The organism is Streptococcus infantis, from assembly GCF_047464415.1.
GTDB lineage: Bacteria > Bacillota > Bacilli > Lactobacillales > Streptococcaceae > Streptococcus > Streptococcus infantis_AE.
This window is the reverse complement of record NZ_JASHBX010000011.1, coordinates 1-14676: the sequence shown is the minus strand read 5'-3', so window position 1 is coordinate 14676 and position 14676 is coordinate 1. Positions and strand designations below refer to the sequence as shown.

Below are 14676 nucleotides of genomic sequence, written 5' to 3'. Positions count from 1 at the left end.
GAGCCATTTGGCTCTCAATATCATAAACTGATTACTTTTGAATCAAGTAACTTATTATATAAATCATCGGCATTAGCTCCTTGTTCTTGAATCCAATATAAGGCTAATACAAGTTTTTTAGGTGACTCTGCCTGCACGCAAGCCTGCCATTGACCGTTTAGAAAAATAGGAATAAATACACCATATAGACCCTCAAAATAGCTAATATCTGCTATACCCGTTCTTTTATACATAGCTAAACATATATCGTAAGCTGAATTAAAAACGTCATCTAATTCAAATCCCTCTGATCGAAGCCATTCTGCCAACTCTAATAAATTATGTAAAGAACTTGCTTCGTGCTTAACAATAGAATAATAGTATACTCTATCTAAGTTAGATAATTGTTGAATGGTTTTATCTTGAAATTTTAAATCCACTATATCAAACCTCCATACTACAATTTATACCTCACCAGAACCATTGCACTCTATACATTTACCATTCCCGTCACACTGTATACAACGACTACCTCCACCAGAAAAAACATTATTTGGATTGGGGTGAGGATTATTTATTCTGTCATCACCGGTTCCATTGCAAAAACGACAAATTCCAGTTCCATTACAAACACCACATTGAGCCATAAGGAACCTCCTTTTTTATTTTATTTTTTCAAAAGATTTCGCAATATAAGCTCAGGATTTTCTAAAGTAAGCTTGGTAATTTGATAGCTTTCAGAATCGTGATAATCAATTTCTTGAATAGATTCATTAAAATTGTATATTTTTGAATTTGGTAAAGCTGTAATAATAGGGGAATGAGTAGCTATGATGAATTGAGCTCCGCTTTGCGTTAGTTCATATATTTTTGCCATAAAGGCTAATTGATTTTGTGGCGAAAGAGCAGCTTCTGGTTCGTCTAAGATATATAATCCATTAGGTTTAAATTTATTTAAAACCAGACCTAAGAATGCCTGACCGTGAGAGCGTTCGTGAGGGATTCCGCCGTAAGAATCTAATTTATAGCCCATAGCAATCTCTCTACTGTATATATCTTCCAGATAAGTAGCTACATTATAAAAACTTTCGGCCCTCAAGAAAAATCCATCCCGTGGTCGCTTAGCTCCTCTAACAATCTGAATATATTCACTAAGGTTTGAATGAGTTTCTTTAGTTGCAAAATTAAAATTAACAGTTCCACCCTCAGGATTAAACCCTAAAGAAACCGCAATACCTTCAAGTAAGGTTGATTTACCACTCCCATTTTCGCCCATAAAAAAGGTAATAGGAGAAGACAAATTTAAAGAATCAATGGAATTTATTGATGGAATTTCAGAGTAGTATTTCCCTTTAGGTATAGGTTTTATCCTTATTTCTTTGACAAAAGCATCCATTGTATCCCCTTTCATTTTTATTATATCATTTATCTTTTGATAGATAAAGTAAAATCAATTAGTAAATAAAAAATAATTTCATCATTTTCTAAATAATTACTTCCACCTACAGTAAACTCAGTTTTGTCTTGTGTTGTGAAAGCTCTTTTCTCTAAATAATTTACAACATTTTCTGTTAAGGCTATCATATTTTTCATTTTCGAAGCAGTATAATCATAACTGGCTTTTACAGATAAAGCAAAACTTTTAACAATAAAAATTTTATTGATAACTTCTTTTGGTAAAAATCTATCCAAAGCTTTATAAAAATCTGCTTCAGATTGGCAAAATCCAGTAATTAAAGTTAGTGTGGGGCTGTTCTCAAAATTTTCTCCAATAAACTGTGCAATTCGTTCGTTGATAGTTTCGTTTTGAATTATTAAACCATTCTGGATAATTGGCATTTTGGAAATAGAATCTTGAATCAAAACTTTTAAAGTGGGTGAAACGAGATTTTTATTATCGTTTAACGCTTCAGGCTTATATAAATCAAAATAAAAAATCTGCTGTTTGCTTTTTAAAGATTCCTCAATAACTTTTCTATGTGAATATGGCGTTAATAAAACCTCATTTTCAAGATACTTAAAAATGTGCTGGTTAATGATTTGTGCTTGTCTTAATTCCTCTGAGTTTTTGGAAGGAATATTCGAAAGATTCACCAAGAAAATCAAAATAGTTGCTAAGTAAAGTTCAGCTTCTTGGCAATGATTAAGTAATTCTATTTTTTCGCTACCAAACACAACGGTAGCTTTTTTGGCTTGGTTTAAAAGAGCTGATTTGATTTTAAAAACAGCTTGCTTATAATCGAAAGTTTCGTCACAGTTTAAATCTTTGAAAATATCAGCTATCCTTTGAGATTGAAAGCCTAAATCACTAATCGGCAAAGCTTCGCGGTAAAATTCTGGAATTTCTTCGTCTCCCGTAAAAAGGCGGTTACTAGAAACACGGTTAATTTCTGGAATAAATGAAATTTTAGGGTTGTTTTCACTCACTAATCTATTCAAAATACTATTGACGAAATCTTCTTGGTTTCGTTTTTTCTTTTCAGATTTTTGCAAAATATAGCAAAACCATCCTAATCTAAATTCGGTCACACGATTTCTCCTTGAGATTTCTGAGATTTTTTACCTGATGAATGAGATAAAAATATTCGTTACACTATAATCATAAACAAAGTCGACAATGTTTATAACATAAATTATACCAAAATCAAAGGAGAAATCTCATGAATCATATTCAAAAATCAACCCCAAAAGTAGACCTTCATCAACTTGTTAGCCCCTATCAGTTAGAAGTGGCTAAAACACTGAGTGAAGCGATGGCAGATAATCAAGCCTTGGAGCTTCTCGCTAGCGATATTTTATATAAAGTGGGCAATCTGGCACTCACGCAGGCAGAAATACTCAAAAATACGCCAGAAGCTAAAGCATATACAGATTATATTCTAAAAGCATTCACTTATTACGCTACTGAAAAGATGAAATGAGGTAGCTTTATGATGGACTACTTTATATCTTTTATAATTATCATTGTTGTTGTATTTCTTTGGGATTGGTTCGAAAAACCAAAACAAGCAGATAAAAAGCACTATAACGAAGAAGAAATTGCCCTGGCAGAATTTCTGGAAAAACGGCAAGAAATCAATGAACTTTTCTTGGTCGCTAAAGCAGAAATGCGAAAAATTTCAAGAAAATAAAAGGATTGTTTAGATTAGACAAATGGTCAAAATATGTTCAAATATACTACTGTTTCATTGCTTAAAATTCATTCCAATCGCTATAAAAACTGAAAGTAGTGAAATTTAACTTTTCACCAATTTTCTTGTATAAATGAAGGCAGAAAGGAGACCAGCTATGAGAAAACTAATGGCATATATTCTTGGATTTGTTGCTTGTGCTTGGCTTATTAACTGGGCGGTGAAACTAATTCTGGAAGTTTGGTGGTTCTTGGTTTTAGTGACTGCTGTTATTTTCATTGGCTGGTTCGCCTTTCGGATTATTAAATCTAAAGAATGGAGGTAGAAATGAAAAGAAAGTTAGAAGCCTTATCTTGGAGCGAGTGGAATTGGCAACGTCCATTTTCTGAAGAAGACGTCAAAAGTTTGCTTGGACAGTTGGTCGGTCTAACTCGACGTAAAAGCATTGTTTTTGAAGTTCGTATGAATAAAAATCGCGTGCAGTATCTTCTGGGGACGGAAGAACAAGATAAACGTCATATTCACCAGCTGATTCAATCGCACCGAACTATTCAGTTTTCAAGGGTCTCAAAACGTGAAAAACTTTCGGTTGCGCGGTTAGTAAACATCAAAGAGTCTCACTATGCTTTAAAAACGGATTCTGTAGAAAATATGATACGTTCAAGCCTTACAATTTCAAAAATACTTCAGCCAGATGAAATAGTAGTTGTTCAGTTGGTTATTGGCGCAGGTTCACCACCTCGCCCGCAACCAAAAGATTTGCCGAATTTATCCGCTAAATGGTATCAAGTGATTACGAATAATATTCCTGAGCTTTCTGAAAACTCCAAAAAGCTGATGAAACAAAAACTAAACCAATCTACTTTTAAATGTGAAATTCGCCTTGGTGTCCAATCTCGCAGTATTTTGCGAACAAAGGAATTTTTTGACAGCCTACTTAGTAGTTTTCGCATGATGGAATCAAATGCAACCATTGAATTAAAACCATTGGCCATCCAAAAACTTAATCAAGCGCAACCTTCTTGGGCTTTCCCATATAGTTTATCTGTTTCAGACTTAGCTTGTTTCATGCTTTTACCTATTGGGGAAGAAAATATTGCAGGTGTGCCAAATATTCACCCTAAATTAGTAGTGCCACCTTTAGGCTACAATATTAACCGAAAAAATCAGCGAAGTTTGGCGCAAACGGTTGAAAGTCAATCAAGACCAATTCAAATTTCAACACAAGCTGGCAAAAAGCACACCGTTTTTCTCGGCTCAACAGGTTGTGGAAAAACCACCGCTATGAGTCACTTGATTTTATCAGATATAAACTCTAAAAATCATAGCGTCGTTGTGGTGGATGCCAAAGGTCAACTTACTCATGAACTATTAGAGCGCACACCAACTGAACACGATGAAGATATTGTGGTGATTTCACCCACTTCAAAGCGAATTGTCGGTATAAATCCTTTTGAACTAACTAAATATGGTATTGAGCCAGAAGTTATCGCAGATTATCTTTTAGAGCTACTTAAAGGACTTTATCCTGAACATTTTGGAATTTACTCACTGGATATTTTGTCACACAGTTTTTTAACTTTGGCGCGCATTCCAAATACTTCTTTAGTGATGTTACCGAGCTTACTCACTAATCAATCCTTTCGAAATAAACTATTAAGAGAGTTAAAAGACCCAATCGGACTGGAAAGTTTCTGGAACTGGTTTGAATTGCTCAGTGAAGCTCAACGTCACCAGATGTTAAACCCCATTTTGAATAAATTCCGCCAGTTTTTGCTTCGCCCGCAACTTCGGGCAATGTTGGGACAAACTAATCCAAATTTCAGTCTTGCAGAAATCTTCAAAAGCCGAAAAATCGTATTGATTCCACTAAATAAAGCGATAATTGGTTCAGAATCTGCGAAACTCATTGGTAGCCTAATCACTTCAATGCTATGGATGTTAATTTTGCGCCAGTCTTCGGTTGAGCCAAGCAAACGCCAATCGGTCTTTATCTATATTGATGAAACACCAAGTTTCCTAGGAATCCCCAACGCTAACTTAGATGAAGCACTTTCGCAATCTCGTCAGTTTAATGTTGGCTGGAATATTGGCTTCCAACATCTTGCACAGATGTCACCCCAGTTAAAAGCTGGAATTGAATCTAATGTTGCGAATAAAATTGTTTTTGGCTTAAATCTTGATGAAGCTCGCGAAATGGCAAAATATACTCTGGAGATTGACAAAGAAGATTTTTACAGCCTACCACCATTTTGGGTATATATCAGAACAGAAATCTTACCAAATACCTACCGCTGGCTTATCGGTAAGACCTACCCACCTAAACCAAAAATTAGAGATAGTCGCACGCCATTTTTAAATAGCTTGAGCCGATACGGACAAGATATTTCAGAAATTGAAAGCCAATTCGAAAACTACATTTTTGAAAAAACTGTTTTGAAAGACAACAATTCGCCACAACAGCTAACAGATTTAGGACGCAGAAAGCGTTCCAATCGCTCTTCGAATCGTGTTGATGAAGAAGATTCTTCAACCCCTGACAAATAAAGGATTTCAGGATTTTCACTCACACGACTTACTTCGTAACTAAGCACATTTTACGGGAGCACACCCTTTAAATTTTAATGGAGAACAAAACAGATGAAATGGAATTACAAAATAGATAATGATACGCAAATTCTTTACTTTTTAAGTCAAGCAAGATTTGCGACTACCAACCAATTAGCAAGATTATTTTTTGCCAATAGCGTGAGAGCTGACACCGCAATTCGCCGAACTAATTTTGCGCTTCAAAGTCTGAAAAAAGCTGGATTGGTTTCACACTTAAAACGGCGGATTGGTGGCGCACGCCGTGGCTCTGCTTCTTATGTTTGGCAAATTACTTTTCAGGGACTAAAATTCCTTAAAAACCAAGATGAAACAGTTGTTTTGCGCTATAAAAATAAATACGAGCCAACTCAGCACCACGTTGAACACACTTTGGCGATTACGGAAGTTTTTGTTGAGACACTAGAGACTGTTCGAAATTCAGAAAAACTGTCACTTGAAACCTTTTCCTTTGAGCCGAACTCTTGGCGGAGCTACCAAAAACTCTCTGGTATAGGCAGAACTTTAAAGCCCGATGCTTATTTAGAGTTAGTTAATCACGATTACGAAGACCATTATTTTCTGGAAATAGACCGAAGCACAGAAAGTCTTGCGCGCGTTGTAAATACTTGCAAGAAATATATTGAATATTATCGCTCAGGTATTGAACAGCGCCAAAAGGAAGTTTTTCCCTATGTTTTGTGGGTTGTGCCAGATGACAAGCGCAAGCTGGCGATTTTGAAAGCGATTCAAAAAGAATTATACAATTTTTGGGAACTGTTCACTGTAATAACACTTGAAGAATACCCAGATTATATCAAGGGAGGAATTTTGAATGAACCAGAAGAATCAAGATAGAGACTCAAAACAGTCTTCATACACCGCCGATGAAATTTGTCGAATTGGTCGAACGACTTACTTAATCCGTCACCGTTTTACTGGAAATCGCAATCTTGAAAATGTCCTAGAAAGATTGATTTTAAGCGATAAATCACTACTTTAACAGTAGTAAAAATGGTATAATAGAAGTATAAGGTGTGTGAACTCCAAAAGGAGAAAAACACATGAACAGAACTTTGACAATTTCAGATTATAGACAAGTAGATACTTCAAATCTTTCAGATATTACGGTGGTTTATTGTCGCTTAAGTCAAGATGATGGACTGGACGGAGATAGTAACTCAATTATCAATCAGAAGAATATTCTTCTTGATGTAGTAGCGAGAGAAAAACTGCCAAATCCAGTTCTTTTCGTTGATGATGGTTTCAGTGGAACAAATTTTGACCGTCCAGCAATTTCAGAAGCTCTGCGTTTGGTAGAAAATCGGCAAGTTTCAAACTTCGTCGTTAAGGATTTAAGTCGTTTGGGTCGCTCTTATATCAAGGTTGGTCAACTAACGGAAATCACTTTTCCTAGTTTTGATGTTCGCTTTATCGCCCTTAATGATGGCGTAGATTCGAATAAACCTAATGAAACTAATTCTATTTTCTTGCCAATCAAGAGTTTAATGGACGAAATGTATGCGGCGGATACCAGCAAGAAGATTCGAGCGGTGGTGCAAGCTAAAGCGAGAGCTGGCGAGCGAGTGACTACTAACCCACCTTACGGCTATCTAAAAGATTCAAACAATCCTAAAAATTGGATTATTGACCCAGTTGCCAGCGAAGTTGTGAAACGGATTTTTCAAGAAGCGAAAAGCGGAAAAAGCCTTTCGGAGATTGCAAAAGGGTTAGAAAATGACAAAATTTTTAAACCAGACCGCCACCGAATCGAAATTGGTTTGAAACCTATTTCCTCCAGTTCAAATGTGGAAACTTTGCCTTATTTTTGGACGCGAGAAACCCTAAGCGCTATCTTAGGGCGTGAAGAATATCTTGGACATACGGTTAATCTTCGTACACGGAAAAAATCCTATAAAGACAAGCGTAAGGTAGATAACCCAAAAGAAGATTGGCTGATTTTCAAAAATACTCATGAAGCGATAATTGACCAAGAAACTTTCGATATTGTTCAAAAAATGCGAAGTCATAAGCGTTCAAATCAACGGTATAAAAATCGGGCTGGTCACGAAAACTTGTTTGCTGGATTGGTTTTTTGTGGAACTTGTGGGCGAAAGCATTATTTCTGCCCACAAGAGAAAAATGGACTTAACCACGACCATTACAAGTGTTCTGGATATCGCAAGCCGATTGATGGTTGTGAAAATCCCCACTATATTCAAAAATCCGCCCTGATTGAGATTGTAAGTGGCAAGCTCCGCCAAACCATTCAGGAAGCCCACTTCAACCAAGAAGACTTTTTGAAAAAGTTGGAACAGCAAAGCCAAGCTCAATTTAATAAAGACAACAAAAATCAGCGTCAGCAACTCCAAAAAGATGAACACCGTTCTAAAGAGATTGACACCATTATTCAGAAGCTTTATGAAGATAATCTACTTGGTAAAATTTCAGATGAACGCTTTGTAAAATTAAGTCAGAGCTATGAAGAAGAACAGAGACAACTTCAAACTTCCATTTCTGACTTAACCGAAAAACTCGCCAAACAACAAGAAGATAACCTTAATATCTCCAAGTTTATGACGAGAATTTTGAAATATACAGAGCTACCAGAACTAACCGTTGAGATAGTGAATGAACTGATTGACAAGATTGTTATTCATAAGCCAACTGGCACGAAACGCAATCGAATTATTCAGATTGACATTTATTATAATTTTATCGGGAAATTAAACAACGAAAAAAGCGAGCCAAACGACCTGGCTCGCTAATATTAACCCATTTAACTAAACTGCTATGTGTCAGGTCAACTAAAGGTGCTCTTTGTAAGTATAGTAATTCTTTCGAATTAACGTTTACTAAATTGTGATGCTTTACGAGCTTTCTTAAGACCTGGTTTCTTACGTTCAACTTTACGTGAGTCACGTGTAAGAAGTCCTGCGCGTTTCAATGAATCGCGGAAGTCTGGGTCTACTTGAAGAAGGGCACGAGCGATACCGTGACGGATAGCTCCTGATTGACCAGCGTATCCACCACCTACAACGTTAACGAAAACGTCGTATGAACCTACAGTTGAAGTAACTGCGAATGGTTGGTTGATTACAAGACGAAGGTCAGCGTGTGGGATGTACTCTTCAACATCTTTTTTGTTAACAGTGATTTTACCAGTTCCTGGAACAAGGCGAACGCGTGCAACAGCGTTTTTACGACGTCCAGTACCTGCATATTGTGCTTGTGACATACTTTATTGTTCCTTTCCTTAGATAAGTCCTGAAATATCAAGAACTTCTGGTTGTTGTGCAGTGTGAGTGTGCTCAGCTCCAACGAATACTTTCAATTTCATACCTTGAGCGCGGCCAAGAGTATTGTGTGGAAGCATACCTTTAACTGATTTCTCGATCAAACGTACTGCATTTTTAGAACGAAGTTCACCAGCAGAGATTGATTTCAATCCACCTGGGTGGTTTGAGTGAGTGTAGTAGATCTTATCAGATGCTTTTTTACCAGTCAATTTAACTTTTTCAGCATTGATAACGATTACGAAGTCACCTGTATCAGTGTGTGGTGTGAATGTTGGTTTGTTTTTTCCGCGAAGTACGCTAGCAACAACTGCTGAAAGGCGTCCAAGAGGTACATCAGTTGCGTCAACAACGTACCATTTGCGTTCTACTTGGCCTGGTTTAGCCATGAATGTAGTTTTGTTCATGATTTCTCCTATATGAATATCGTTTTTGTTTACAGGGCGGATGTTCCGGTCCGCAAGTTATTTGAAAGGTTCCGGGGCCTTACAAATGGGGTAAACAATACCGTCTACTATTGTATCAAAATTCTCAGATAAAAGTCAAGAGATTGGGAAAATATTTTTTTATTTCTGCCAGATTCTCAACCTTTTTTCTTCCTGTTCCTGAAGGATTGTCTGAAAAATTTTAGAGACTAAATAAATGGCACAAGTCAAGAATAGCGTAACCACTAGATAATTGATCAAACGACCGTGGTCTCCAACCAATGGCGGTTTTGTCAAAAAGCCATAATCTCCACCCGTCATTAGATTAACCACAAAAATCACAGCATTAAGGGAAGATGTGATGATTAGGGTTCGTTTGAAGTCCAATAAGCTAGCATCGTAGTCCTTCAAAAGATAAATCAAGGAATTTCCAAGGAGGGCTAGGTGTCCGAAAATAAAGGACAGGATAGCGATGTGGGGGAAGGGATAGGGATCTGGTACTGGGTAAACAAAGGCTGCCAAAGTCCCAAATGTTCCAAGCACAGCAAAATACTGTTTGACTCTAGAAACACCAGGAAGCAAAAGCACTATAAACATTGCCAGACGGCAATGATAAAAGGGTAGACTTTCTGTCAAAGGCATCTGATTTACCAAATACCAGCCGTAAAGTAGAATTAATTGAACGGCCTGTAAAATCTGGAAAAATCGTTGACAAACTTTTTTCTCACCATAACGATAGGCAAGAAATACAGTCAATGCCAATAAAGTAAATAGACTTCCATACCAAAGAAGGTCAAATTGGGGTGGCTCCGTCGGCTGCGTGCTAAATAAAGCATCCCAAACATTCATGTAACTTTCCTCATTTTCATATAAGCAGGTCTCTTACTCATCTCTATAGAGCCTAGCTTACATTTATTTCATATAATTTTGTGTAAAAGAAACTGTCGATCTTAATATAAAACAAAGCTTCTAATCGACATATTGTTCCCGCTCACCCTGATAGACCTGCCATAGAATTTCCATTTGTTCTTGGGTTATTCGTTTTTCAGATAGGGGTGGGAGATTCTTGATATCAAAAAATTCAAGTTCTGCAATTTCTTGATTTTCTTGAAATTGTCCATCCAATAACTGACAGTCAAAGACGAACTTGGCATACTGCTTGTTCTGAAGTTGAAAGCGATTGGTATCAAAAACTGCCAATAAAGAGCCTACTTCTGCCGTAAATCCTGTTTCTTCCTGAACTTCTTTTCGGATATTTTCCTTGGGAGAATATCCTACCTCGCCAAAACCACCAGGTAATGCCCAAGTATCCTCTCCTTGCCCTCTAACCAGGCAAATCTTCTGATCTTGAACAATCCATGCCCTTACATCCATCAAGGGAGTTGCATAGCTACCTGTTGGTTTTAAAATTGCAGTCAATTCCTCTTGATCAAGCTCTGTTTGATCCTGCAAGACACTCCATAAAATCTGACGTAAATCCTCATAACGTTCACGGTCATAAGGATCCTTTGAATAGGTCAACCCAGTATCAGTGATAGCTAACATTCTCTGAATAGCTTTGGCGAAATCAGTTGTGCTCATTTTCTAGGCTTTCTACTAGCTTGGCTAGATTCATAGAGTTCGAACCTTTAAGCAGAATCTGGTCATGTGCGCCAAGACTTTCCTTGACCTGCTTAACCATGGCTTCAAACTGGTCTTCCTCAGTTGTTTTCTTGAAGTAGTACACATGGCCGATTGGGAACATTTGACTGGCTAATTGAGCCAAGTCAGCAATGTCTTCACCGTAGAAAATTACGGTATCAAGGGCATCGGGTGTAATGCTCAAAATCATCTGATTATGAAGTTGAACAGACTGATCTCCAAGTTCTTTCATATCCGCCAGAACTGCGAGTTTCTTGCCACCTTCATTGGCTGGGATGGCAGAAAACGTTTCTAAAATCAACTTCATGGCAGTTGGATTGGCATTGTAAACATCTGATAAGATATCCGCTCCATTAGCTGCTTTTTTCCACTCGGTACGATTGCGGGTCAATTCAAGATTTTGGAAGGCTTGGCGGATTTGCTCTTCAGTCACTCCTTCTTGAAGAGCAACATAAGATGCAATCATAGCATTAGTCGCATTGTACTTACCTGTTACTGGCAAGTCAAGAGCCTGCTCCAAGAAATTAGCCTTGAAGGTTAAGCTATCCTTACGCTCAGTTAATTCTGTAATTTCGAGTTCTACACCTGGACCAAAACGAACTACTTTTTGATCAGCAGGTAGATAATCTTCTACAATTGGATCAGTCGGTGCTAAAAGCAAGGCACCCTTTTCCATCCCATCAGCGATTTGCAATTTCCCTTTGGCAATTTCAGAACGGTCTTTAAAGAAGGCTAAATGAGCTTCTCCTACCAAGGTCACAATAGCTGTCTTTGGATGAGCCAATTCAGATAAGAGATGGATGTCTCCTAGGTGATCCTGTCCCATTTCCAAGACAAGCTTTTCGGTATCATCTGGCATATGAAGAACTGTATAAGGCAGCCCAATCTCGTTATTGTAATTTCCTTGAGTTTTGTAGGTTTTGTAGTTTGTAGAAAGCAAATGCGCCAGCATATCCTTGGTAGTAGTCTTACCGTTCGAACCTGTAACGGCAAAGACATCTACACCTGCCTTTTGAAGATAGTAGGCTGCGAGAGCTTGAAAGGCTGTCAAAACATCCTCTACTAAAATGTAAGGATGATCTGCTACTTCCTTCTCTGACAGGGTTACAGTAGCGCCATTTTCAAAGGCTGTCTCGATAAAATCATGACCATCACGCGCTCCCTTGAGAGGAATAAACAAATCCCCCTCAGCAATCAAGCGACTATCAAACTCCGCCTTAACTAGCGGACTATCCGGATAGACTGATACGTCATTTTTTGCATCAACAACACGCGCAACTTCGTGAATCGTAAGTTTCATGTTTACTCCTTTAAAAAGGGGCAAAAAGTCTCTTCCCGCCCTTATGTCTGTCTTTACAATAGGTGCGCTTCACGCTTGTCAAAGCTTTCTTTGGCAAGTTCCACCAAACGCTCGATTAGTTCTGGATAGCTAATTCCCATATTGTCCCAAAGCAAGGGATACATAGACCATTGGGTGAAGCCTGGCATGGTATTTAACTCATTTAGGAAAACTTCTCCCTTATCTGTATAGAAGAAGTCGCAACGCGACAATCCAAGTCCACCGATAGCACGGAAGGCAGTTTCGGCATTCTTGCGCATAATCGATATCACATCATTGCTAATCTTAGCTGGGATATCCATAGTAATTTTGTTATCGATATATTTGGCATCATAGTCATAGAAGGCTACGTCTTTGACAACTTCACCAGGAAGAGTGCTCTTGACATCATAGTTTCCTAAAAGTCCAACCTCGATTTCACGGGCATTTACCCCTTGTTCTACCAAGACACGACTATCGTACTTGAAGGCAAGCTCTAAAGCTTGGCGAAGTTCCTCTTTATTTTCAGACTTAGAAATACCAACACTAGAACCCATATTGGATGGTTTGGTAAAGACTGGGTAACTTAATTTTTCCTCAACTTCTGCAATCTTAGAAGCCAAGTCATCCCCTTCAACAATCCCTACGTAAGGAACTTGGGCAATCCCAGCAGATTCCAAGACACGTTTAGTCGTGATTTTGTCCATGGCAAGGCTTGAAGATAGGATGTTACAACCGACATAAGGCATTTTCAAGACTTCTAAGAAACCTTGAACGGAACCATCTTCTCCCATAGGTCCATGAAGAACTGGAAAGACAACGGCTCCTTCTTCGTAGATAGCACTTGGAGCAATTTTCTTGTCCCAATCAATCGTTTCATTGGTCATGAGACGTTCATCTTGTCCAGGAGTTTGGGAAAATTCTTGGGTTTTGATGAAATCGCCGGACTGGCTGATAAAGAAGGTTTTGACTGCAAAACAATCATAGTTGACCGCACGCATGACACTCTCAGCTGACAAGACAGACACTTCACGTTCTGCACTGCGTCCACCATATAATAGAATAATTGTTTGTTTCATATGATTTGTTCCAATTCTAATAGAATACTCGTCCTTTAGTATATCACATTTGTCCTTTTTTTTAAACTTGTACAGCAAAAAAGTATGCGGTAGAATTTTTTAGAACGCCTAAATTCATAATTTTTTTAGGAGAACATCACCGAGTTTTAAAAAAAGACTGAACAAATTTCTTGCTCAGTCTTGACATTGATACATTTATCAGGTATCATTAATTAAAGACTGAGTAAGAAGGACGAGTTCTTACTCGGTAAGGCGAGAAGTGTTAGCGCACTTTTCGTCTTTTTTTATTCGATTAATTTAAGTAAATTATAACACATTTTTACATACCGTGCAAGCATTTTATGCTTGATTGTAGCACAAAAAGACCTTTTTTTACAAAGGTTATTGTTATATAACTTTTTACATACTTTATTATATACTTTTATTGTTTTCTGAAGTAGGATAACCTTTTACTATCAGGGTAACATTGATATCTAGATGTATTTTCTTTACACATTTTACTTATTCTTTTTTTAATGGTATAAGCAGAAACTTCCTCTAAAGAAATAAATTTTTCATAATCTTCTCTCCAGTTACCAAAGAATAGTTCCCTCAAAGAATCCTCATAATTCAAAACAATTATCCGACTCATCGTTTCAGCTCCAGCAAGCGTCCAGTACATTCCTCTTTTTTTCATTCTATAAGTGACCTTACGATGCTGACTCTCCATTATCCCTATTCCTGCATGACTGAATCCTCTTTGTTCGGCTGGTTTAGTGTATTGGAAATTTCTCAATATTTTACTCTTGAACCTCTCAAATGACTCTTGTTCTTCTTCTGTTTCGATATAACTTTCAGTCGTATCCAGAACAGTTCTCATCAACTGCTTATCATGTTGCTTAATCGCCTGGAAAGCTCTATCTAATAGTTCTTCAGAGTAAAATTTTAAATAATTCTTCAACTCCTTATTTACATGGTACTCATCCCAAAAATGTTCATGCCGTTTAATTCGCAAAACCTTCGCAATTTCTTTGAAAACATAGGGTGTATATCCATGACCTCCATCAGAGTTCGTAATCAATAGAGTCTGATTCGTAATTTCGTAATTATTAAAAAGATAATCGATCACCTGCTCCCTCACTAAGCGATTGTCAAGACCAATAAATTCCTTTTTGTCCTGGAGTTCAAATCGATTGCTGCCAACTTTTTGGCTTCCCGTATGGACTACAAAATGGGATAAAT

General features: G+C 37.5%; 17 protein-coding genes. 7 read left to right on the top strand and 10 right to left on the bottom strand.

Features of this window, described 5'->3' with window-relative positions:
• Nucleotides 1–20: 20 nt before the first annotated feature.
• The 3 genes from QM460_RS07405 to QM460_RS07395 form a co-directional block, all read right to left on the bottom strand.
• Entirely contained in the window at nt 21–419 is a 399-nt protein-coding gene (locus QM460_RS07405) for a hypothetical protein (protein WP_153209937.1), read from the bottom strand.
• Nucleotides 420–646: 227 nt separating this feature from the next.
• A complete protein-coding gene (locus QM460_RS07400) occupies nt 647–1390 on the bottom strand; it encodes an AAA family ATPase (RefSeq protein ID WP_153209936.1) in 744 nt (247 codons plus the stop codon).
• Nucleotides 1391–1404: 14 nt separating this feature from the next.
• The gene (locus QM460_RS07395; RefSeq protein WP_261014732.1) at nt 1405–2508 is read right to left on the bottom strand and encodes a hypothetical protein; all 1104 of its coding nucleotides are present in this window, start codon (nt 2506–2508) and stop codon (nt 1405–1407) included.
• A 131-nt stretch (nt 2509–2639) separates the two neighbouring features.
• Here QM460_RS07395 and QM460_RS07390 point away from each other — a divergent pair, with 131 nt between their 5' ends.
• From QM460_RS07390 to QM460_RS07360, 7 genes are all read left to right on the top strand, one after another.
• Nucleotides 2640–2900, top strand: a complete 261-nt coding sequence (locus QM460_RS07390; protein ID WP_414289682.1) for a hypothetical protein — start codon at nt 2640–2642, stop codon at nt 2898–2900.
• A 9-nt stretch (nt 2901–2909) separates the two neighbouring features.
• Complete coding sequence (locus tag QM460_RS07385) at nt 2910–3110, top strand: hypothetical protein (protein ID WP_153209935.1); 201 nt, start codon at nt 2910–2912, stop codon at nt 3108–3110.
• A gap of 157 nt (nt 3111–3267) precedes the next feature.
• The gene (locus QM460_RS07380) at nt 3268–3435 is read left to right on the top strand and encodes a hypothetical protein (RefSeq protein ID WP_261014728.1); all 168 of its coding nucleotides are present in this window, start codon (nt 3268–3270) and stop codon (nt 3433–3435) included.
• A gap of 2 nt (nt 3436–3437) precedes the next feature.
• On the top strand, nt 3438–5657 hold the full coding sequence (locus tag QM460_RS07375; RefSeq protein ID WP_414289681.1) for a type IV secretory system conjugative DNA transfer family protein: 2220 nt from the start codon (nt 3438–3440) through the stop codon (nt 5655–5657).
• A 93-nt stretch (nt 5658–5750) separates the two neighbouring features.
• Entirely contained in the window at nt 5751–6554 is an 804-nt protein-coding gene (locus tag QM460_RS07370; protein ID WP_414289680.1) for a replication-relaxation family protein, read from the top strand.
• Nucleotides 6532–6699 (top strand): hypothetical protein, encoded by a 168-nt coding sequence (locus QM460_RS07365; protein ID WP_414289679.1) that lies wholly within the window; start codon nt 6532–6534, stop codon nt 6697–6699. The genes QM460_RS07370 and QM460_RS07365 overlap by 23 nt, the downstream gene beginning before the upstream one ends.
• A gap of 61 nt (nt 6700–6760) precedes the next feature.
• Nucleotides 6761–8464 (top strand): recombinase family protein, encoded by a 1704-nt coding sequence (locus tag QM460_RS07360; protein ID WP_414289678.1) that lies wholly within the window; start codon nt 6761–6763, stop codon nt 8462–8464.
• 77 nt (nt 8465–8541) lie between these two features.
• Here QM460_RS07360 and rpsI read toward each other — a convergent pair whose 3' ends face one another.
• From rpsI to QM460_RS07325, 7 genes are all read right to left on the bottom strand, one after another.
• Nucleotides 8542–8934 carry a 30S ribosomal protein S9 gene (gene rpsI / locus QM460_RS07355; RefSeq protein WP_000075973.1) on the bottom strand — a complete coding sequence of 131 codons (393 nt, stop codon included), beginning with the start codon at nt 8932–8934 and terminating at the stop codon, nt 8542–8544.
• A gap of 18 nt (nt 8935–8952) precedes the next feature.
• On the bottom strand, nt 8953–9399 hold the full coding sequence (gene rplM, locus QM460_RS07350; protein ID WP_414289677.1) for a 50S ribosomal protein L13: 447 nt from the start codon (nt 9397–9399) through the stop codon (nt 8953–8955).
• 159 nt (nt 9400–9558) lie between these two features.
• A complete protein-coding gene (locus tag QM460_RS07345; protein WP_060956192.1) occupies nt 9559–10266 on the bottom strand; it encodes a TIGR02206 family membrane protein in 708 nt (235 codons plus the stop codon).
• Nucleotides 10267–10386: 120 nt separating this feature from the next.
• Nucleotides 10387–10998 carry an NUDIX hydrolase gene (locus QM460_RS07340; protein WP_414289676.1) on the bottom strand — a complete coding sequence of 204 codons (612 nt, stop codon included), beginning with the start codon at nt 10996–10998 and terminating at the stop codon, nt 10387–10389.
• A complete protein-coding gene (locus tag QM460_RS07335; RefSeq protein ID WP_414289675.1) occupies nt 10985–12358 on the bottom strand; it encodes a UDP-N-acetylmuramoyl-tripeptide--D-alanyl-D-alanine ligase in 1374 nt (457 codons plus the stop codon). Before QM460_RS07335 ends, QM460_RS07340 begins: the two co-directional genes overlap by 14 nt.
• A gap of 53 nt (nt 12359–12411) precedes the next feature.
• Nucleotides 12412–13455: a D-alanine--D-alanine ligase gene (locus QM460_RS07330; protein WP_414289674.1), complete on the bottom strand. Its 1044-nt coding sequence runs from the start codon at nt 13453–13455 to the stop codon at nt 12412–12414.
• A gap of 421 nt (nt 13456–13876) precedes the next feature.
• On the bottom strand, nt 13877–14676 hold an 800-nt coding region (locus QM460_RS07325), incomplete at its 5' end, for a UPF0236 family transposase-like protein (RefSeq protein ID WP_414289673.1).

Coding starts and splice junctions, on each gene's coding strand:
- QM460_RS07400 (WP_153209936.1), bottom strand. CDS start 1,390: ATGAAAGGGGATACAATGGATGCTTTTGTCAAAGAAATAAGGATAAAA.
- QM460_RS07390 (WP_414289682.1), top strand. CDS start 2,640: ATGAATCATATTCAAAAATCAACCCCAAAAGTAGACCTTCATCAACTT.
- QM460_RS07385 (WP_153209935.1), top strand. CDS start 2,910: ATGATGGACTACTTTATATCTTTTATAATTATCATTGTTGTTGTATTT.
- QM460_RS07380 (WP_261014728.1), top strand. CDS start 3,268: ATGAGAAAACTAATGGCATATATTCTTGGATTTGTTGCTTGTGCTTGG.
- QM460_RS07375 (WP_414289681.1), top strand. CDS start 3,438: ATGAAAAGAAAGTTAGAAGCCTTATCTTGGAGCGAGTGGAATTGGCAA.
- QM460_RS07370 (WP_414289680.1), top strand. CDS start 5,751: ATGAAATGGAATTACAAAATAGATAATGATACGCAAATTCTTTACTTT.
- QM460_RS07365 (WP_414289679.1), top strand. CDS start 6,532: ATGAACCAGAAGAATCAAGATAGAGACTCAAAACAGTCTTCATACACC.
- QM460_RS07360 (WP_414289678.1), top strand. CDS start 6,761: ATGAACAGAACTTTGACAATTTCAGATTATAGACAAGTAGATACTTCA.
- rpsI (WP_000075973.1), bottom strand. CDS start 8,934: ATGTCACAAGCACAATATGCAGGTACTGGACGTCGTAAAAACGCTGTT.
- rplM (WP_414289677.1), bottom strand. CDS start 9,399: ATGAACAAAACTACATTCATGGCTAAACCAGGCCAAGTAGAACGCAAA.
- QM460_RS07345 (WP_060956192.1), bottom strand. CDS start 10,266: ATGAATGTTTGGGATGCTTTATTTAGCACGCAGCCGACGGAGCCACCC.
- QM460_RS07340 (WP_414289676.1), bottom strand. CDS start 10,998: ATGAGCACAACTGATTTCGCCAAAGCTATTCAGAGAATGTTAGCTATC.
- QM460_RS07335 (WP_414289675.1), bottom strand. CDS start 12,358: ATGAAACTTACGATTCACGAAGTTGCGCGTGTTGTTGATGCAAAAAAT.
- QM460_RS07330 (WP_414289674.1), bottom strand. CDS start 13,455: ATGAAACAAACAATTATTCTATTATATGGTGGACGCAGTGCAGAACGT.